Source organism: Pseudomonas sp. FP1762 (assembly GCF_030687105.1).
Lineage (GTDB): Bacteria > Pseudomonadota > Gammaproteobacteria > Pseudomonadales > Pseudomonadaceae > Aquipseudomonas > Aquipseudomonas siliginis.
Genome location: NZ_CP117458.1, coordinates 4,550,193 through 4,569,295, shown reverse-complemented (window position 1 = coordinate 4,569,295; position 19,103 = coordinate 4,550,193). Strand labels below are relative to the sequence as shown.

Sequence of the window (19,103 nt, the reverse complement as noted above, 5' to 3'; positions counted from 1 at the left end):
ATATGCGAACGTGCCGTCGTGCTGTAACTGTTCTGGCTCTCAGCCTCGCGCCGCTTGCGGCGTGGGCTGCGGTTCCTGTGGTCGATGACAACTCCGGTTATAACAATAGCGGGAGCAGTTATCCGCCTGCGGGTTACGGTACGAACGGCGCCTATGCCGGGGGAGCGGCTTCGGCCCCTGCCTCGGCACAAGGCATGCTGTTCAACCAACTGCAACAGATGCAGGATCAGATCTCGCGCCAACAGGGCGTGATCGAAGAACTGCAGAATCAGGTTTCGCGCATGAAGCAGGAATCCCTGGAGCGATACCAGGATCTTGATCGGCGCATAGGATCCGGCGTTGCACCAGCCGCGACTCCCGAGAATTCTTCTGCCGGTGGCGATGCAAGTGCTGCTGCCGGTGCTGCCGCAGGCGCGGGTGCTGCTGCGGCAGCCCAGGCCCCTGCTGCGGGTAGCGAACCGGCTGATCCGGCCAAGGAAAAGCTGTATTACGATGCCGCTTTCGACCTGATCAAAGCCAAGGATTTCGACAAGGCCAGCCAGGCCTTCGCCGCTTTCCTGCGCAAATACCCCAACAGCCAGTACGCGGGCAACGCCCAGTACTGGTTGGGCGAAGTGAACCTGGCCAAGGGGGATCTGCAAGGTGCAGGTCAGGCCTTTGCCAAGGTTTCGCAGCTGTATCCCAAGCACAACAAAGTGCCGGATTCGCTGTACAAGCTGGCTGACGTAGAACGCCGCCTCGGTCATACCGACAAGGTCAAAGGCATTCTGCAGCAAGTGGTGTCCCAATATCCGGGCACTTCCGCCGCGCAGCTGGCCCAGCGTGATTTGCAGCGCATGTAAGCCTGTTCATCCGCGTTTTGAAGAAACCCGCACTTGTCGCGGGTTTTTTCGTTAGAATTCACGCCCTTTTTCTGAAACACGCTTCTTGTGGTCTACGCGTTGGCGGGATTGCCTGAAGTGCCTGACGGAGGCGGACAGCCTGTTTAGCTGTTACGCCCGTGGCGACTATGCAAGACACATTGAGAATCACCGAAGTTTTCTACTCGTTGCAGGGGGAAACTCGGACTGCCGGGCTGCCCACGGTTTTCGTGCGCCTGACCGGTTGCCCGTTGCGTTGCCAATACTGCGACAGCGCTTATGCGTTCAGCGGCGGCACCGTCCGCACCCTCGACGACATCCTTGAGCAAGTGGCCGGTTATCGTCCGCGTTACGTTTGTGTCACCGGCGGTGAGCCGTTGGCTCAGCCGAACGCCATTCCTTTGCTTGAACGGTTGTGTGATGCCGGTTACGAGGTGTCGCTGGAAACCAGCGGCGCCCTCGACGTGTCCGCCGTCGATCCGCGTGTCAGTCGCGTCGTCGACCTGAAAACGCCGGGCTCGAAAGAAGCCCATCGCAACCGTTACGAGAACATCGAACTGCTGACCCGCAACGATCAGGTGAAGTTTGTCATCTGCTCGCGGGAAGACTATGACTGGGCGGTATCGAAACTGATCCAGTACGGGCTTGATCGACGTGCGGGTGAAGTGCTTTTCTCCCCAAGTCATCATGACCTCAATGCCAGGGATCTGGCGGATTGGGTGGTGGCAGATAACCCGCCAGTGCGGCTGCAACTGCAGTTGCATAAATATCTATGGAATGATGAGCCGGGGCGCTGAGATGATTGAGCAACTGAACACTACCGAAAAACGTGCCGTTATCCTGCTTTCGGGCGGCCTCGACTCGGCCACCGTGGTGGCGATGGCACGCGCCGAAGGCTACGCCTGCTATACCATGAGCTTCGATTACGGCCAGCGCTCCCATGCTGAATTGCATGCCGCCGCCCGCGTTGCTCGCGATCTGGGAGTGGTCGAGCACAAGGTCATTGGCCTGAATCTCAACGGCATGGGCGGCTCGGCGCTGACTGACACCAGCATCGACATTCCGGAAGAGCTGGGCGAAGGCATTCCGGTGACTTATGTGCCGGCACGCAACACCGTGTTTCTGTCGTTGGCGCTGGGTTGGGCCGAAGTGCTCGGCGCGCGCGACATCTTCATCGGCGTCAATGCAGTGGATTATTCCGGCTACCCGGATTGCCGTCCCGAGTTCATCGAGTCGTTCGAGCGCATGGCCAACCTGGCCACCAAAGCGGGCGTGGAAGGCAATGGCTTCCGCATTCAGGCGCCACTGCAAAACCTGAGCAAGGCGCAGATCGTCCAGGCTGGCGTGAAGCTGGGCGTGGATTATGGCCTGACGGTTTCCTGCTATCAGGCAGACGATGACGGCCGCGCCTGCGGCAAATGCGACAGCTGCCGCCTGCGTGCTGAAGGCTTCGCGGCGGCGGGTGTGAGCGATCCAACTCCTTATTTTTGATCTTTTTCAAAAAAGGTGTTGAATAGTCCTTAAAAATCAGTATTATACGCGCCACCACACAGCGGGTCGTTAGCTCAGTTGGTAGAGCAGTTGGCTTTTAACCAATTGGTCGTAGGTTCGAATCCCACACGACCCACCATATTTGGCGGTTTAGAAAATCCGGAAGGCCCACGAAAGTGAGGATTTCCGGGTTTTTTTTTGCCTGCAATTCGGGCGTTCGACGTTTCAGCGCGGGCGGCCTGACACAGGTCAGAATCATCTTTTGTATCAACGGGATATTCTGTAGCCTTGCGCAGCTTCAACGCTGTCCCGTGCCTGATGATACTCACTCTCCCGGCGGTACCCTCTAGCGGTCCGGAGCCGGGTGTATACTCGACTTTCGCGCGAATGCGCCTGCAGGTCTTGCGAACATGACGCAGATTTCCGAACGCCTTCTGGTTCAAGCTCACCTCGACGCCAAGCAGCCTAAACCGCTGACTGCAGAAGAGGAGGCTTATTACCGTTCCGCCATCGCCGCCGAGCTCAAGGCTCAGGACGCGGTGCTCGTGGCCCACTTCTATTGTGATCCGGTGATTCAGGCCCTGGCCGAAGAAACCGGCGGCTGTGTTTCCGACTCCCTGGAAATGGCCCGCTTCGGCAATGCCCATCCGGCCAAGACCGTGGTGGTCGCCGGCGTCAAGTTCATGGGCGAGACGGCAAAAATTCTCAATCCGGAAAAACGCGTGCTGATGCCGACCCTGGAGGCGACCTGCTCGCTGGACCTGGGCTGCCCGGTCGACGAGTTTTCGGCGTTCTGCGATCAGCACCCGGAACGTACTGTGGTGGTGTATGCCAACACTTCCGCCGCCGTGAAGGCTCGGGCTGACTGGGTGGTGACTTCGAGCTGCGCACTGGAAATCGTCGAAAGCCTGATGGACAACGGCGAGACGATCATCTGGGGCCCGGACAAGCACCTGGGCACTTACATTCAGCGCAAGACCGGCGCCGACATGCTGCTGTGGGACGGTGCTTGCATCGTCCATGAAGAATTCAAGTCCAAGCAGCTCGAAGACATGAAGGCGCTGTACCCGGACGCGGCGATTCTGGTGCATCCCGAGTCGCCGACTTCGGTGATTGAGCTGGCGGATGCCGTCGGTTCCACCAGTCAGTTGATCGCTGCCGCGCAAAGCCTGCCGAACAAGACCCTGATCGTCGCCACCGACCGTGGCATCTTCTACAAGATGCAGCAGCTGTGCCCGGACAAGGTCTTCATCGAAGCGCCTACCGCCGGTAACGGCGCGGCTTGCCGCAGTTGCGCACATTGCCCGTGGATGGCCATGAACACCCTTGAGCGCACGCTCAAGAGCTTGAAGGAAGGCACCAACGAGATCTTTGTCGATCCGGCGCTGATTCCCCAAGCGATCCGCCCATTGAAGCGCATGCTCGACTTCACCCAGGCAGCGCGGATGAAATTGGCGGGTAACGCCTGAGAGAACCCCTTGTATGAGTGAGCCCTGTGGTGAGGGGATTTATCCCCGTTGGGTGGCGAAGCCGCCCTAAATCAAACACCGCGGCATATCAGGGATACCGCGTGGGCTCCTTTACGACTACTACGCAGCCGGACGGGGATAAATCCCCTCACCACAGGCCGACTCTTGAGCATGGAAATTATTTGCTCTTCTTCGGGATCCGCACCACACGCGTATCCGAATAGATGTCGTGCCAGGTGCGTTTCTGCTTGTCGAACAGCGACCAGAAGAACCCCAGCCCGATACACAACCACGACGCGATCGACACCATAAAGCGCAGCAGCGCCTGCCACAGGCTGATCGCTGTGCCGTTGGCGTTCTGCACGCGGATCCCCCACACCTGCATGCCCAGTGTCTGCCCGCCGTGGGTCCAGAACTTGGCGAAGAAGCCGAACAATACCAACAGCAGCACCGTGGAGTAGAGCGGATCACCATCCAGCTGGCCGGCGTCGGTCATCACTCGCAGACGCTCTTCGCCAATGATCGCCGCCTGGATCAACTTATAGAGGAATCCGGTGACGATCAGCAGGGCGGTGCACAGCAGGAAGTCGTAGAACATCGCCGCCAGACGACGACCGAGAGCAACGGGAGGAAAGTCCCCTTGCGGCGTGAGCAGGTGTTTCGACATGGCAGCCTCGGGACGCGAATGGAAGCGCCATTTTACGGATAAGCGCGCACAAAAAAGCCCCTGATATCAATATCAGGGGCTTTTTCGTATCAGAAGATCAGGCTTCTGCTTGTACTTCGTCAGCCTGCATGCCTTTCTGGCCTTGCACAGCAACGAAAGTCACTTTCTGGCCTTCTTTCAGGCTCTTGAAGCCGTTGCCCTGAATGGCGCGGAAATGTACGAACAGATCCGGACCGCTTTCTGGAGTGATAAAACCAAAACCTTTCTCGTCGTTAAACCACTTGACGGTACCGCTCTGACGTGTGGACATTTCTTATTTCCTTTGACGCATAAATTGATGACAGCCCCTTTCACATGAAAGAGTACTGGAGCTGGTTGCAAGGAGTAAGAAGACGTCGAGCGGGATGTAGCTAACTTGTAGGCTACTGCCCAGGTCACGATTCCAAGCTGACCCATGCAAACACAGTGGACAAACTCTACGCCAACTACGGGAGAAAAAACAAGCCCTGCGAAGGCCCCGGTTTTACTGCTCTTCGCGGCAATTAGTCAGTTCACTAGTGCAGTCTTGGACGATTGTCTGGTTCAGTTTTTTGCAGTCGTTATAAGCAACGTTCATATTCGAAACAGATGATAAAAAACGCACTGTTTTATGGCGATTGCGTTACACATTAGTGCACGCATAACGCAATCGCGTTACTTATAGAAACAGTCGATCAACCGCGATAGTAGCGTTGTGGAACAAATGGCATTTTGCTTACAAGCATTTGCACCTTTTTCCCACGGACGATGGCCCATACGGGCGTATCGAGCGTGACGTAGGCGCTGTCGAGGTAACCCATCGCCAATGGCCCGCCCAAGGTTGGACCAAAGCCGCCGCTGCAGACGCTGCCGATGATCTCGCCGGCCTCGTTGACGATCTCTGCGCCTTCACGCACCGGGGTACGCTCCTGTGGCAGCAGGCCGACGCGTTTGCGTGCGACGCCGTTCTGTTGCTGCGCGAATATCTGCTCGGCGGCCGGGAAACCGCCGGCCCGCGCGCCATCGGCGCGGCGGGGCTTGGAGATCGCCCAAAGCAGGCTGGCTTCGATCGGCGTGGTTTCGGTGTTCATGTCATGGCCGTACAGGCACAGGCCGGCTTCCAGACGCAGCGAGTCGCGGGCGCCAAGACCGATGGTCTGAACCTCTGGTTCGGCGAGCAGGGCGCGGGCGAGTTTTTCCGCTTCGGCGGCCGGTATAGAGATTTCGAAACCGTCTTCACCGGTGTAGCCCGAACGGCTGACAAAGCAGTCCACGCCGAGCAACGACACACGGTTGAACTGCATGAAGGTCATCTTCGCCACGTCAGGCGCAAGACGCGCCAGCACCGTGACGGCTGCCGGACCTTGCAGGGCGAGCAGGGCGCGCTCTTCGAACAGCGCCGTAATGGTGCACTGATCGCCGATGTGTTTTTGCAGATGCGCGAGATCCTGATCCTTGCACGCGGCGTTGACCACCAGGAACAACTCGTCATTGCCCAGATTGGCAACCATCAGGTCGTCGAGGATGCCGCCGCTTTCGTTGGTGAACATCGCATAACGCTGCATGCCCACCGGCAGGTCGATGATGTCCACCGGCACCAGGGTTTCCAGGGCTTTGGCCGCATTGGCACCGGTCAGACGAATCTGGCCCATGTGCGAGACGTCGAACAGCCCCGCCTGTTCGCGGGTGTGCTGATGTTCTTTCATCACTCCGAGCGGGTATTGCACGGGCATGTCGTAGCCGGCGAACGGCACCATGCGCGCGCCGAGTTCGAGGTGCAGTGCGTGCAGCGGGGTTTTCGAGAGTTGTTCGGTGGACATGCGTGGCTCCTTTGAATTTGGGTTGCGGGTGAGAGGCAAGATCAAGAGCCCCTCACCCCAGCCCTCTCCCGGAGGGAGAGGGAGCTAGTTACGTTTGGCTGAGTTCGTAATCAGCATTCGATAATGTTGACCGCCAGGCCGCCGCGGGCGGTTTCCTTGTATTTGCTTTTCATGTCGGCGCCGGTCTGGCGCATGGTGCGGATGACTTTGTCGAGGGAGACGAAATGCTGGCCGTCGCCACGCATGGCCATGCGCACGGCATTGATGGCTTTCACCGAACCCATCGCATTGCGCTCGATGCACGGGACTTGTACCAGGCCGCCGATCGGGTCGCAGGTCAAACCGAGGTTGTGTTCCATGCCGATTTCCGCGGCGTTCTCGACTTGCTGCACGCTGCCGCCGAGCACTTCGCACAGAGCGCCGGCCGCCATTGAACAGGCCACACCGACTTCACCCTGACAACCGACTTCGGCGCCGGAGATCGAAGCGTTTTCCTTGTAAAGAATGCCGATTGCGGCAGCTGTCAGCAGAAAACGCACGACACCGTCGTCATTCGCCCCGGGGATAAAACGCATGTAGTAATGCAGCACCGCCGGAATGATCCCCGCCGCGCCATTGGTGGGCGCAGTGACCACGCGTCCGCCGTTGGCGTTTTCTTCGTTGACCGCCAGTGCATAAAGATTGACCCAGTCGAGCACCGACAGCGGATCGCGCAGGGCCGATTCCGGGTTCTTGCACAATTGCCGATGCAGCGCCGCCGCCCGGCGTTTGACCTTCAAACCGCCCGGCAAGATACCTTCGTTACGACAGCCAGCAGCGACGCAGTCCTGCATCACTTGCCAGATTTTCAGCAGGCCGGCACGGGTTTCGGCTTCCGGGCGCCAGGCGCTTTCATTGGTCAGCATCACCTGGCTGATCGACAGCCCGTACGTAGCGCAATGGCCAAGCAAGTCCTTGGCGCTTTTGAAGGGGAAGGTCAGTGGCGTGGCGTCTTCGACGATGCGATCGGCACCGGCTGCATCTTCATCGACAACAAAACCACCGCCAACCGAGTAGTACTCGCGACTGCGGATCTGAATCCCCGCCGCATCGAACGCGCGAAAGATCATGCCGTTGGGGTGATAGGCCAACGGTTTGCGGATCATTGCCAGATGTTCTTTCTCGTTGAACGCAATGCTGTGTTCGCCGAGCAGGTTCAAGCGGCCGTCGCCGCGAATTTCCTGCAGGCGCGCGGCGACGGTTTCGGTGTCGACTGTGTCCGGGTGCTCGCCTTCAAGGCCGAGCAGCACGGCTTTATCGCTGCCGTGACCTTTGCCGGTAGCACCGAGCGAACCGTACAGCTCGACACGCACGCTGGCGGTGCTGGTCAACAGGTTTTCACGGCGCAAACCTTCGGCGAAGCGCGCAGCGGCGCGCATCGGGCCGACGGTGTGGGAACTGGAGGGACCGATGCCAATCTTGAACAGGTCGAACACGCTTAACGACATGAGTGGTTCTCCGGTTTCTTGTTATAGGGATTGGCGCAGTTTTTGAGATCGGTGCAGATCCCTTGTGGGAGCGAGCCTGCTCGCGAAAGCGTCGGATCAGCCACCATTTACGTTGACTGAAATGGCGCCTTCGCGAGCAGGCTCGCTCCCACAGGGGGATCTAGGGTATTGCTGAAATCGGGGCCGATATTCAGCCCCTCATTCCATTAAGCGTAGCTTTCGATCGACGGGCAGGCGCACACCAGGTTGCGATCGCCGAAGACGTTGTCGACACGGCCGACCGGCGGCCAGTATTTGCCTTCGATCAGCGACGCGACCGGGTACACCGCTTGCTCACGGCTGTACGGGTGGGTCCATTCGCCGACCAGTTCCGCTGCGGTGTGCGGGGCGTTTTTCAGCGGGTTGTCTTCCTTGTCCAGGGTGCCGTTTTCCACTGCGCGGATTTCTTCGCGGATGCGGATCATGGCGTCGCAGAAGCGGTCCAGTTCTTCCTTGGATTCGCTTTCGGTCGGCTCGATCATCAATGTGCCGGCGACCGGGAACGACATGGTCGGCGCATGGAAGCCGAAGTCGATCAGGCGCTTGGCGACGTCATCGACGCTGATGCCGCTGCTGTCTTTGAGTGGACGCAGATCGAGGATGCACTCGTGCGCCACCAGGCCGTTGCTGCCGGTGTACAGCACTGGGTAATGCTCTTCGAGGCGGCGGGAAATGTAGTTGGCATTGAGGATCGCCAGCTGCGAAGCGCGTTTGAGACCGGCGCCACCCATCATGCGGATGTACATCCAGGTGATCGGCAAAATACTTGCGCTGCCGAACGGTGCCGCGCAGACCGCGCCTTCCTTGCGTTCCATCTGGCCGTGGCCCGGCAGGAACGGGGTCAGGTGCGACTTGACGCCGATCGGGCCAACGCCCGGGCCGCCACCGCCGTGCGGGATGCAGAAGGTTTTGTGCAGGTTCAGGTGCGAAACGTCGCCGCCGAACTTGCCCGGTGCGCAGAGGCCGACCATGGCGTTCATGTTGGCGCCGTCGATATACACCTGGCCGCCGTTGTCGTGAATGATCGCGCAGATTTCGCGGATGCCTTCTTCGAACACGCCATGGGTCGACGGGTAGGTGATCATCAGCGCGGCGAGATGTTCGCGGTGCTCGATGGCTTTGGCGCGCAGGTCTTCGATGTCGACGTTGCCACGGGTATCGCACGCGGTGACGACCACGCGCATACCAGCCATTTGCGCGGTGGCCGGGTTGGTGCCGTGGGCCGACGACGGGATCAGGCAGATGTCGCGGCGCTCATCGCCACGGCTCTGGTGGTAGGCGCGGATCGCCAGGAGACCTGCGTATTCGCCTTGCGAACCAGCGTTCGGTTGCAGCGAGATCGAGTCGTAACCGGTGGCGGCGCAGAGCATCGCTTCCAGCTCATCGGTCAGTTGCTGGTAACCGGCGCTTTGTGCGGCCGGGGCGAACGGGTGCAGTGCACCGAATTCGGCCCAGGTCACCGGGATCATTTCACTGGCGGCGTTGAGTTTCATGGTGCACGAGCCCAGCGGGATCATCGTGCGATCCAGCGCCAGGTCTTTGTCCGCCAGTTTGCGCAGGTAGCGCATCAGCTCGGTTTCCGAGTGATAACGGTTGAACACCGGGTGGCTGAGGATCGGCGACTGGCGCACCAGCGCAGCAGGGATGGTGCTCTGCACCGAGGCGGCCAGCGCAGCGAAGTCCGGGAGGGTCTTGCCGTCGGCGAACAGGCCCCACAGGGTTTGGATATCAGCCTGAGTGGTGGTTTCGTCGACCGACAGGCCCAGACGTTCGGCGTCGATCACGCGCAAATTGATCTGCTCAGCATGCGCCTTGTCGTGCAGCGCGGCGGTGTGCGCGCCGGTGGCGATGGTCAGGGTGTCGAAGAAACTGGCTTGTTCAACTTGAGCGCCGAGAGCAGTAAGGCCCTTGGCCAGAATCGCGGTCAGGTGGTGCACGCGGTTGGCGATCTGCGTCAGGCCTTTCGGGCCGTGGTAGGCGGCGTACATGCTGGCGATGTTGGCCAGCAGCACCTGTGCGGTGCAGATATTCGACGTGGCCTTTTCACGGCGGATGTGCTGCTCGCGGGTCTGCATCGCCAGACGCAGGGCCGGCTTGCCGAAACGGTCAACCGAGACACCGACCAGACGGCCCGGCATGTCGCGCTTGAACGCATCTTTGGTGGAGAAGTAAGCGGCGTGCGGGCCACCGAAGCCCAGCGGCACGCCGAAGCGTTGCGCCGAACCGATGGCGACGTCGGCACCGAATTCGCCCGGTGCGGTGAGCAGGGTCAGGGCGAGCAGGTCGGCGGCCACGGCCACCAGAGCGTTGGCGGCGTGGAAGCGCTCGGTCAGCTCGCGGTAGTCGAACACATCACCGTTGCTCGCCGGGTATTGCAGCAGCGCGCCGAAGAACGGCGTGACGTCAGTCAGTTCGCGCTCATCGCCCACGACCACGTCAATACCGAGCGGCTCGGCACGGGTGCGCAGCACGTCGAGGGTCTGCGGATGGCTGTGGATCGAGGCGAAGAACTGGTGGCTGCCCTTGTTCTTGCTCAGGCGTTTGCAGAAGGTCATGGCTTCGGCAGCGGCGGTGGCTTCGTCGAGCAGGGAGGCGTTGGCGATCGGCAGGCCGGTGAGGTCGCTGATCATGGTCTGGAAGTTCAGCAGCGCTTCGAGACGGCCCTGGGAAATTTCTGGCTGGTACGGGGTGTAAGCGGTGTACCAGGCCGGGTTTTCCAGCAGGTTGCGCAGGATCGGCGAAGGCGTGTGGCAGTTGTAGTAGCCCTGGCCGATGTAGGTCTTGAACAGCTGATTCTTGCCAGCGATGGATTTGATCATCGCCAGGGCGTCGGCTTCGCTGAGGCCGTCATCCATGCCCAGCACGCTGGTGCCCTTGATGCTTTCCGGGATGACGCTGGCGCTCAGCGCTTCGAGGGAATCGAAGCCGAGGCTGTTGAGCATGGCTTGCTCGTCACCGGCGCGCGGGCCGATGTGACGGGCGATGAATTCGTTGGCGGTGCCGAGATTGATGGCGGTCATGGGGTAATTCCTCAGGCTTCGGCTTGGGCTTTGATCAGACGGTCGTAAGCGTCCTGATCGAGCAGTTTGCCGACAGCGGCGGCGTCGCTTGGCTGGAAGCGGAAGAACCAGCCTTCGCCCAGCGGATCTTCGTTGACCAGCTCCGGGGCGTCTTGCAGCGCCGGATTGACTTCCAGCACGTCGCCATCGAGCGGCATGTACACGCCGCTGGCGGCTTTCACCGATTCCACGGTGGCGGCTTCAGCGCCTTTTTCGTAAGCCTGCAGCTCAGGCAGTTGCACGAACACCACGTCGCCCAAGGCGTTCTGCGCGAATGCGGTGATGCCGACAGTGACACTGCCGTCGGCTTCGGTGCGCAGCCATTCGTGATCTTCAGTAAAACGCAACTCGCTCATGGAAACTCCTCAGGGGCCAGACTCGTCTGGTGGACGCGGTGGAAAGCTTGGGGCGGGGAAGCCCTTAATAGATGAGGAGGCAGGTAGCAAGAATGCGGCCAAGGTTGATTTACCCATATAAATCAATGGGTTGCTTGGTTTTGGCGTTTGTTGGGATGCTGGAGTTGTAGCGAAATCGCTACAGCTTGGGGCGGGGAGAAAAGCTGAACGGGATCAAAGCGTTGCGCAGCGCTGGTCACAGGCGACTGTAGCGATATCGTTCCGCTGTAGCGCTTTCGGTACAGGTGGAGGTCGTTTTTGAACGGATTTCGAATACACCATAAAACCCTGTGGGAGCGAGCCTGCTCGCGAATACGGTGTGTCAGGCGCCAGCTATTTTGCTGATAGACCGCTTTCGCGAGCAGGCTCGCTCCCACATGGGGAATTTCCTGCAATAGGGATGCGTGGTGAGTCAGGGTTTATTGGGAATGCCGTATTTGCGCAATCGATGGGCGATGGCGGTGTGCGAGGTTTGCAATCGGCTCGCCAGTTGCCGGGTCGAGGGATAGCTGACGTAAAGCTTTTCCAGCAGCGCTCGTTCGAACGATTCGACCGCTTGTTCGAGACTTTCCACCTCAGTGTCGGTCTGGCGCGCGACGGAGGTGCCGGCGATGTCGAGGTCGCCGATATCGACCAGGCTGCTCTCGCAAATCGCTGCCGCGCGGAAAATCACGTTCTGCAGTTGCCGCACGTTGCCTGGCCAGCGATTGCCGAGCAGCGCCGGATAAGTGCCGGGCGCCAGGCGGCAGACCGGGCGCTGGATCTGCGCACAGGCCTGCTGCATGAAGTAGCGCGCCAGCAGCAGGATGTCCTGACCGCGTTCACGCAGCGGCGGCACTTCGACGTTTAGCACATTGAGGCGATAGAACAGGTCTTCGCGGAACAGCCCTTCACTGACCATTATTTCCAGATCGCGGTGGGTAGCGCTGAGGATGCGCACATTGACCTTCACTTCACGATCACCACCGACGCGGCGGAAGCTGCCGTCGTTGAGAAAACGCAGCAATTTGGCCTGCAAGTACGGCGACATCTCGCCGATTTCGTCGAGAAACACCGTGCCCTGGTTGGCCAGCTCCATCAGCCCTGGCTTACCGCCACGCGCCGCACCGGTGAAGGCGCCGGGGGCATAGCCGAACAGTTCGCTCTCGGCGAGGTTCTCCGGCAGCGCCGCGCAGTTGAGGGCGAGAAACGGAGCGCTGTGCCGTGCACTGATGGCATGGCAAGCGCGGGCGACGAGTTCTTTACCGGTACCGGTTTCGCCTTGAATCAACAACGGTGCATCAAGGGCGGCGACGCGTTGCGCGCGGGCCTTGAGTGTGCGGATCGCCGGAGACTCGCCGAGCAGCGCGTCGAAGCCTTCGGCGTGATCGTGGTGCAGTGCCGAGAGTTGTTCGCCGATGCGGTTCGGTTGATACAGGGTCAGCAGGGCGCCGGCGTCGGTGATCGGCGTGGCGTCGAGCAGCAGGGTCTGGCCGTTGACGGTGATCTCGCGCAGCGGCAGGCGAAAGCCGTTTTCCAGCAGGGTATCGAGCAGGCCGGGATCATTGAACAGCGCCGAGACGCTTTCACCGGCCGGTTCGCGACCGTACAGGGCAATCAACGCCGGGTTGGCCAGCAGCACCTTGCCGGCGCTGTCGAGGGCCAGCACCGGGTCGGTCATCGCCGCGAGCAGGGCATCTAGCTGCAAGTGCCGGCGCTGGCCGGGGAGGATATCGACCACGGTCACCGCTTCCACGCCGAGCACGCGAAACAGCGCATCTTTGAGTTCTTCGAGCACTTGCGGGCTGAGGGTCGGCGCGTCGATGTAGACGTTCGGCGGGATCATCTCCACCGCATCCAGATTGAGATTGCGCCCACCGAGGATAGCCAGGACTTCCTGGGTGATGCCGACGCGGTCGATGAAGCTGACGTGGATACGCATGGGGGCGGTTCAGTGATCTGCAGAGCGGAGGGGGGCAAGTATGCCTTAAATCAAAAGCCCCCTCACCCCAGCCCTCTCCCGGAGGGAGAGGGAGCCGACCGAGGTGTCTGGGGTTATGCATCGACCTGAAAGTACCGGGCGATTATGGATTCAGTGATGCAGGATCAGGTCGACGCAATGCTGCAGCATCCCCCAATCGGTTCCCTCTCCCTCCGGGAGAGGGCTAGGGTGAGGGGCTTTTGATTTTTATTCGAAATGCTCGAGGTTCACCGGATCCCCCGACTGCATATTCAACTTCTGCCGAATGTCTTCAAACATCAGATCGTAATGCTTGTGCACCGAGCCGATCTGGCTGTGGGTCTTGGGTATGCCGTACTTCTCGGCGATCCGCGTGACATCGCGGGCGAAGTTGTAGGCCTCTTCCTTGGGCAGGAAAAACGCCTCCTTCATGTCCTTGCCCTGCATGCTGCCGTGCAGGGTGAACTGAATCCCCTTGCCTTTCTGCGGGTCGGTGAACACTTCATAGTCCAGATGCACGTTGTAATTGACGTCATCGTCGGTCAACGCGTGCCGCTCGATGTGCAGATGACCGGGTTCGAACTGGGCCATTGAGCTACTCCTTTCAAGGCATGGAAGCGGAGCAGGCCTTGAGCCTGCCCCGGCGTTTATTGTTATCGGTAGCTGATCCCCGGCTTCGCCGTGCTGACCCGCGTACCGGCGGTGCCCTGGACGATGGCTTCGATATCGGCCAGCGAACCGATCACCGCGACCTTGCCAGTATGGCGCGCGAATTCGCAGGCTGCCTGCACCTTCGGCCCCATCGAGCCGGCGGCGAAACCAAGGCGTTCGAGTTCGTCCGGGTGGGCTTCGGCGATGGCTTTCTGCGTCGGCTTGCCGTAATCGATGAACGCTGCGTTGACGTCAGTGGCGATCACCAGCAGATCGGCTTCCAGTTGCTCGGCGAGCAACGACGAGCACAGGTCCTTGTCGATCACCGCCTCGATACCCTTGAGGTTACGGTTTTCGTCATACATGGTCGGAATGCCGCCGCCACCAGCGCAAATGACGATGCTGCCCTTGTCCAGCAACCACTTGATCGGACGGATTTCGAAGATGCGCTTCGGCCGTGGGCTGGCTACGACGCGGCGGAATTTGTCGCCATCCGGGGCAATCGCCCAGCCTTTTTCGGCGGCGAGTTTTTCCGCTTCGGCTTTCTCGTAGACCGGGCCGATCGGCTTGCTCGGCTTCTTGAAAGCCGGGTCGTTGGCGTCGACTTCAACCTGGGTCAGCAGGGTGGCGAACGGCACTTCGAAGTCGAGCAGGTTGCCCAGTTCCTGTTCGATGATGTAGCCGATCATGCCTTCGGTTTCGGCACCGAGCACGTCCAGCGGGTATGGGGTGACAGAGGTGTAGGCCGCCGCTTGCAGCGACAGCAGGCCGACTTGCGGGCCATTGCCGTGGGCGATGACCAGTTGGTTGCCGGGATGGATCTTGGCGATTTGCTCGGTGGCGATGCGGATGTTGGCGCGCTGGTTGTCAGCGGTCATCGGCTCACCACGGCGGAGCAGGGCGTTACCGCCCAGGGCTACGACGATACGCATGGTGCAATCCTTCTAAGCAGAGGAATGACAAACGATTCGATCTCCCTGCTGGAACCGATATCCCTGTGGGAGCGAGCCTGCTCGCGAACGCGTCAGATCAGTCGACATCGCTGTTGAATGACCCACCGCTTTCGCGAGCAGGCTCGCTCCCACATTGGGTTTCCGGTTCCTTCAGTGGGAGCGCTGTGGCGTCAGAGATCAGCCAGGGTCGAGACCAGAATCGCCTTGATCGTGTGCATGCGGTTTTCCGCTTGCTCGAAGGCAATGCAGGCCGGCGACTCGAACACGTCATCGGTCACTTCAATACCGTTTTTCAGGTGCGGATATTGTTCGGCGATCTGTTTGCCGACCTTGGTGTCGCTGTTGTGGAACGCCGGCAGGCAGTGCATGAACTTGGTACGCGGGTTGCCGGTGGCCTTCATCAGCTCGGCGTTGACCTGATACGGCAGCAGTTGCTGAATGCGCTCGGCCCAGGCTTCCACCGGTTCACCCATCGATACCCAGACATCGGTGTGAATGAAGTCCACGCCCTTGACCGCTTCTTTCGGATCTTCGGTGAGGGTGATGCGTGCGCCACTTTCCTCGCCGTATTTTTTGCAGCGCGCGACCAGATCGTCCAACGGCCACAGCGCTTTCGGCGCGCAGATGCGCACGTCCATGCCCAGTTTGGCGCCGATCAGCAGCAGCGAGTTGCCCATGTTGTTGCGCGCGTCGCCCAAGTAGGCGTAGCTGATTTCGTGGATCGGCTTGTCAGCGTGCTCACGCATGGTCAGCACGTCGGCGATCATCTGGGTCGGGTGATATTCATCGGTCAGGCCGTTGAACACCGGCACGCCGGCGAACTTGGCCAGCTCCTCGACGATTTCCTGTTTGAAGCCACGGTACTCGATGGCGTCATACATGCGCCCGAGCACGCGGGCGGTGTCCTTCATGCTTTCCTTGTGGCCGATCTGCGAGGAGTTCGGGTCGATGTAAGTGACGTTGGCGCCTTGGTCATAGGCCGCCACTTCGAAGGCGCAACGGGTACGGGTCGAAGTTTTCTCGAAAATCAGGGCGATGTTGTTGCCCTTCAGGTGTTGTTGCTCGGTGCCGGTGTATTTCGCGCGTTTCAGATCGCGGGACAGGTCGAGCAAGTAACGCAATTCGCGAGGGGTGTGGTGTTCCAGGCTGAGCAGGTTACGGTTGTGAATGTTAAAAGCCATGATGGATCTCCTTGGGTTTCGGTTATCCCCTTGGCCGCGCTGGATAAGTCGCGGCGAAGGCTCAAAGATTAGTAGTCGATCGGGTCGCGGATGATCGGGCAGGTCATGCAGTGGCCGCCGCCACGGCCTCGGCCGAGTTCGCCGGCGCTGATGGTGATGACCTCCACGCCAGCCTTGCGCAGCAGGGTGTTGGTGTAGGTGTTGCGGTCGTAGCCGATGACCACGCCCGGCTCCATCGCCACCACGTTGTTGCCGTCGTCCCATTGCTCGCGTTCGGCGGCGAAGCTGTTGCCGCCGGTTTCCACCACGCGCAGTTTCGGCAGATTCAGCGCCGCAGCGACGGTGTCGAGGAAGCTGCCTTCTTCGCGGCGGATGTCGATGCCACCCTGTTTGCTTTCGTCAGGACGCAGGGTGAAGGCGACGATCTGGTTGACCACTTCCGGGAAGATCGTCACCAGGTCGCGGTCGCAGAAGCTGAACACGGTGTCCAGGTGCATTGCTGCGCGGGACTTCGGCAGGCCGGCGACGATGACTTTTTCCACCGCTTTGTTGTTGAACAGGTTCAGCGCCAGTTGGCCGATGGCCTGCCGCGATGAACGCTCGCCCATGCCGATCAGCACCACGCCGTTGCCGATCGGCATGACGTCGCCGCCCTCAAGGGTGGAGTTGCCGTGGTCCTTGTCCGGGTCGCCGTACCAGATCTCGAATTCGGCGTTGGTGAATTGCGGATGGAATTTATAGATGGCGGTGGTCAGCAGGGTTTCCTGACGGCGCGCCGGCCAGTACATCGGGTTCAGCGTCACGCCACCGTAGATCCAGCAGGTAGTGTCGCGGGTGAACTGGGTATTGGGCAGCGGCGGCAGGATGAAGCTGGAGTGGCCGAGGAAGTCGCGGAACATCTGGATGGTCTTGCCTCCGAAGCTGTCCGGCAGATCATCGGCCGAGACGCCGCCAATCAGGAATTCGGCGATTTGGCGTGGCTCAAGGCTTTTCAGCCAGGATTTCACTTCGCTGATCAGGCCCAGGCCCACCGAGTCGGCAGTGACTTTGCGCTCAAGAATCCAGTCCAGCGCTTCGGGGATGGCGACGATGTCGGTCAGCAGATTGTGCATTTCCACCACGTCGATGCCGCGCTCGCGCATCTTGGTGACGAAGTCGAAGTGATCGCGCTTGGCCTGCGCCACCCACAGCACGTCATCGAACAGCAGTTCATCGCAGTTGTTCGGGGTCAGCCGCTGATGGGCCAGACCTGGGGAGCAAACCATGACTTTACGCAGTTTCCCGGCTTCGGAGTGGACGCCGTACTTCACTTTTTCCGTGGTCATTTCTGTGTTCCTCCAGATGACAATTCAATCAGGGGTTACAGCGTCAGGAAGCCATCGTAGAGACCGTAGGCCGCCACCACGGCGCCCACGACCACTGCGGCGAAAATCAGCTTCTCGACGTTGGTGAAAACCGGTTGTTTGAGTTCCAGCTTGGCCTTGGCGAACAGGATCGCGCCGGGCGCGTAGAGCAGGGCCGACAGCAGCAGGTACTTGACCCCGCCGGCGTACAACAACCACACCGCATAGATCAGGGCGATACCGCCGATGATCAGATCCTTGCGCCGCTCGGCGGCGAAGCCTTCGTAGCTCTCGCCGCGCACCGCCAGCAGCAGGGCATAGGCCGCTGACCACAGGTACGGCACCAGAATCATCGAGGTGGCGAGGTAGATCAGTGACAGGTAAGTGCTGGCCGAGAACAGGGTGATGATCAGGAACACCTGCACCATCGCGTTGGTCAGCCACAGGGCGTTGACCGGCACATGGTTGGCGTTTTCCTTGCGCAGAAACTCCGGCATGGTGTGGTCTTTGGCGGCGGCGAACATGATCTCCGCACACAGCAGCACCCACGACAGCAGCGCACCGAGCAGCGAGATGATCAGGCCGACGCTGATCAGCACCGCACCCCAGTGACCGACCACATGCTCAAGCACGGCGGCCATCGACGGGTTCTGCAGTTTCGCCAGTTCCGGCTGGGTCATGATGCCCAGCGACAGCACGTTCACCAGCACCAGAAACAGCAGCACGGTGATGAAGCCGATCACGGTGGCCTTGCCGACATCCGAGCGTTTCTCGGCGCGGGCGGAGAAGATGCTCGCGCCTTCGATGCCGATGAACACCCAGACGGTGACCAGCATCATGTTGCGCACCTGGTTCATCACACTGCCCAGATCGGGGTTTTTCACGCCCCAGATGTCGGCGGTGAAGATGTCCAGTCTGAACGCGAAGACTGCGATCAATACAAACAGCAGCAGCGGCACGACCTTGGCGACGGTGGTCACCAGGTTGATGAACGCCGCTTCCTTGATCCCGCGCAACACCAGGAAATGCACGCCCCACAGCAGCAAGGACGCGCCGATCACCGCCGCCGGCGTGTTGCCTTCGCCGAAGATCGGAAAGAAGTAGCCGAGGGTGCTGAACAGCAGAACGAAGTAGCCGACGTTGCCCAGCCAGGCGCTGATCCAGTAGCCCCAGGCCGAGGAGAAACCCATGTAGTCGCCGAATCCGGCCTTGGCGTAGGCGTAGACTCCGCCGTCCAGATCAGGCTTGCGATTGGCGAGGGTCTGAAAGACAAATGCGAGGGTGAGCATGCCGACTGCGGTGATGGCCCAGCCGATGAGCACTGCACCGACGTCGGCGCTGGCGGCCATGTTTTGTGGCAACGAAAATATCCCGCCGCCAATCATTGAACCGACTACCAGTGCAACCAGTGCACCGAGTCTTAGTTTTCCGGGCGCTTCAGACATTTGCATGACTCCATTGCAGGAAAGGAGAGCTCACAGCCTAGTACCGTTGTCTGTTCGAATAGCTGACTTGGATCAGTGCATGGCCACATTCCATTGTTAATGAATGACTTATCCACCCGTTGCGGGCATAACACTGTGCTCTGGAAGGCCCGTCCCAGAGCCGTTTCGCTGACGCAATTGGGAATAGCAATTAATGCTTTCGAACTATGACGCTAGTTGCTTTTCCGCGTTTGGCAAATGTCCGTCATCTGTTTTCAGTACAGAATTGAATAATCAAGATTGGCGC

General features: G+C 60.1%; 16 protein-coding genes and 1 tRNA gene. 5 read left to right on the top strand and 12 right to left on the bottom strand.

From position 1 onward, the window contains the following. The first annotated feature begins 2 nt into the window (after positions 1–2). The 5 genes from ybgF to nadA all read left to right on the top strand — a co-directional run bounded on the left by ybgF (position 3) and on the right by nadA (position 3,820). On the top strand, positions 3–842 hold the full coding sequence (ybgF, locus tag PSH90_RS20325) for a tol-pal system protein YbgF (protein ID WP_024014085.1): 840 nt from the start codon (positions 3–5) through the stop codon (positions 840–842). A 167-nt stretch (positions 843–1,009) separates the two neighbouring features. Beyond that, entirely contained in the window at positions 1,010–1,657 is a 648-nt protein-coding gene (gene queE / locus PSH90_RS20320; RefSeq protein WP_305381407.1) for a 7-carboxy-7-deazaguanine synthase QueE, read from the top strand. A 1-nt stretch (position 1,658) separates the two neighbouring features. Further along, entirely contained in the window at positions 1,659–2,351 is a 693-nt protein-coding gene (gene queC, locus PSH90_RS20315; RefSeq protein ID WP_041479788.1) for a 7-cyano-7-deazaguanine synthase QueC, read from the top strand. 63 nt (positions 2,352–2,414) lie between these two features. Further along, positions 2,415–2,490: transfer RNA gene (locus tag PSH90_RS20310), tRNA-Lys, on the top strand. A gap of 271 nt (positions 2,491–2,761) precedes the next feature. Then, complete coding sequence (gene nadA, locus PSH90_RS20305) at positions 2,762–3,820, top strand: quinolinate synthase NadA (protein WP_016773509.1); 1,059 nt, start codon at positions 2,762–2,764, stop codon at positions 3,818–3,820. Between the two features lie 178 nt (positions 3,821–3,998). Here nadA and PSH90_RS20300 read toward each other — a convergent pair whose 3' ends face one another. The 12 genes from PSH90_RS20300 to arcD form a co-directional block, all read right to left on the bottom strand. Then, positions 3,999–4,487 carry an RDD family protein gene (locus PSH90_RS20300; protein WP_305381405.1) on the bottom strand — a complete coding sequence of 163 codons (489 nt, stop codon included), beginning with the start codon at positions 4,485–4,487 and terminating at the stop codon, positions 3,999–4,001. A gap of 97 nt (positions 4,488–4,584) precedes the next feature. Continuing rightward, positions 4,585–4,797 carry a cold-shock protein gene (locus PSH90_RS20295; RefSeq protein WP_003227496.1) on the bottom strand — a complete coding sequence of 71 codons (213 nt, stop codon included), beginning with the start codon at positions 4,795–4,797 and terminating at the stop codon, positions 4,585–4,587. 403 nt (positions 4,798–5,200) lie between these two features. After that, entirely contained in the window at positions 5,201–6,325 is a 1,125-nt protein-coding gene (gene gcvT / locus PSH90_RS20290) for a glycine cleavage system aminomethyltransferase GcvT (protein WP_305381404.1), read from the bottom strand. Positions 6,326–6,435: 110 nt separating this feature from the next. Next, positions 6,436–7,812 (bottom strand): L-serine ammonia-lyase, encoded by a 1,377-nt coding sequence (locus PSH90_RS20285; RefSeq protein ID WP_305381402.1) that lies wholly within the window; start codon positions 7,810–7,812, stop codon positions 6,436–6,438. Positions 7,813–8,018: 206 nt separating this feature from the next. Then, entirely contained in the window at positions 8,019–10,871 is a 2,853-nt protein-coding gene (gene gcvP, locus PSH90_RS20280; RefSeq protein ID WP_305381400.1) for an aminomethyl-transferring glycine dehydrogenase, read from the bottom strand. A gap of 11 nt (positions 10,872–10,882) precedes the next feature. Continuing rightward, on the bottom strand, positions 10,883–11,266 hold the full coding sequence (gene gcvH, locus PSH90_RS20275; protein WP_039758162.1) for a glycine cleavage system protein GcvH: 384 nt from the start codon (positions 11,264–11,266) through the stop codon (positions 10,883–10,885). 451 nt (positions 11,267–11,717) lie between these two features. Beyond that, on the bottom strand, positions 11,718–13,226 hold the full coding sequence (locus tag PSH90_RS20270; protein WP_305381399.1) for a sigma-54-dependent transcriptional regulator: 1,509 nt from the start codon (positions 13,224–13,226) through the stop codon (positions 11,718–11,720). A 246-nt stretch (positions 13,227–13,472) separates the two neighbouring features. Beyond that, positions 13,473–13,835 (bottom strand): DUF5064 family protein, encoded by a 363-nt coding sequence (locus PSH90_RS20265; RefSeq protein WP_041479784.1) that lies wholly within the window; start codon positions 13,833–13,835, stop codon positions 13,473–13,475. Between the two features lie 62 nt (positions 13,836–13,897). Then, complete coding sequence (arcC, locus tag PSH90_RS20260) at positions 13,898–14,827, bottom strand: carbamate kinase (protein WP_056787936.1); 930 nt, start codon at positions 14,825–14,827, stop codon at positions 13,898–13,900. A gap of 191 nt (positions 14,828–15,018) precedes the next feature. Next, positions 15,019–16,029, bottom strand: coding sequence for an ornithine carbamoyltransferase (locus PSH90_RS20255; protein ID WP_041479782.1), 1,011 nt, complete (start codon positions 16,027–16,029; stop codon positions 15,019–15,021). A 68-nt stretch (positions 16,030–16,097) separates the two neighbouring features. Beyond that, positions 16,098–17,354: an arginine deiminase gene (gene arcA / locus PSH90_RS20250; RefSeq protein WP_305381398.1), complete on the bottom strand. Its 1,257-nt coding sequence runs from the start codon at positions 17,352–17,354 to the stop codon at positions 16,098–16,100. A gap of 35 nt (positions 17,355–17,389) precedes the next feature. Then, positions 17,390–18,817 carry an arginine-ornithine antiporter gene (gene arcD / locus PSH90_RS20245; RefSeq protein WP_016773517.1) on the bottom strand — a complete coding sequence of 476 codons (1,428 nt, stop codon included), beginning with the start codon at positions 18,815–18,817 and terminating at the stop codon, positions 17,390–17,392. Positions 18,818–19,103: the final 286 nt, after the last annotated feature.

What these genes read in the sequence shown, in the direction of transcription:
- arcD (WP_016773517.1), bottom strand. Translation starts at nt 18,817, where the DNA reads ATGTCTGAAGCGCCCGGAAAACTAAGACTCGGTGCACTGGTTGCACTG.
- queE (WP_305381407.1), top strand. Translation starts at nt 1,010, where the DNA reads ATGCAAGACACATTGAGAATCACCGAAGTTTTCTACTCGTTGCAGGGG.
- ybgF (WP_024014085.1), top strand. Translation starts at nt 3, where the DNA reads ATGCGAACGTGCCGTCGTGCTGTAACTGTTCTGGCTCTCAGCCTCGCG.
- PSH90_RS20300 (WP_305381405.1), bottom strand. Translation starts at nt 4,487, where the DNA reads ATGTCGAAACACCTGCTCACGCCGCAAGGGGACTTTCCTCCCGTTGCT.
- gcvT (WP_305381404.1), bottom strand. Translation starts at nt 6,325, where the DNA reads ATGTCCACCGAACAACTCTCGAAAACCCCGCTGCACGCACTGCACCTC.
- gcvH (WP_039758162.1), bottom strand. Translation starts at nt 11,266, where the DNA reads ATGAGCGAGTTGCGTTTTACTGAAGATCACGAATGGCTGCGCACCGAA.
- PSH90_RS20270 (WP_305381399.1), bottom strand. Translation starts at nt 13,226, where the DNA reads ATGCGTATCCACGTCAGCTTCATCGACCGCGTCGGCATCACCCAGGAA.
- PSH90_RS20265 (WP_041479784.1), bottom strand. Translation starts at nt 13,835, where the DNA reads ATGGCCCAGTTCGAACCCGGTCATCTGCACATCGAGCGGCACGCGTTG.
- arcC (WP_056787936.1), bottom strand. Translation starts at nt 14,827, where the DNA reads ATGCGTATCGTCGTAGCCCTGGGCGGTAACGCCCTGCTCCGCCGTGGT.
- PSH90_RS20285 (WP_305381402.1), bottom strand. Translation starts at nt 7,812, where the DNA reads ATGTCGTTAAGCGTGTTCGACCTGTTCAAGATTGGCATCGGTCCCTCC.
- gcvP (WP_305381400.1), bottom strand. Translation starts at nt 10,871, where the DNA reads ATGACCGCCATCAATCTCGGCACCGCCAACGAATTCATCGCCCGTCAC.
- queC (WP_041479788.1), top strand. Translation starts at nt 1,659, where the DNA reads ATGATTGAGCAACTGAACACTACCGAAAAACGTGCCGTTATCCTGCTT.
- arcA (WP_305381398.1), bottom strand. Translation starts at nt 17,354, where the DNA reads ATGACCACGGAAAAAGTGAAGTACGGCGTCCACTCCGAAGCCGGGAAA.
- PSH90_RS20255 (WP_041479782.1), bottom strand. Translation starts at nt 16,029, where the DNA reads ATGGCTTTTAACATTCACAACCGTAACCTGCTCAGCCTGGAACACCAC.
- nadA (WP_016773509.1), top strand. Translation starts at nt 2,762, where the DNA reads ATGACGCAGATTTCCGAACGCCTTCTGGTTCAAGCTCACCTCGACGCC.
- PSH90_RS20295 (WP_003227496.1), bottom strand. Translation starts at nt 4,797, where the DNA reads ATGTCCACACGTCAGAGCGGTACCGTCAAGTGGTTTAACGACGAGAAA.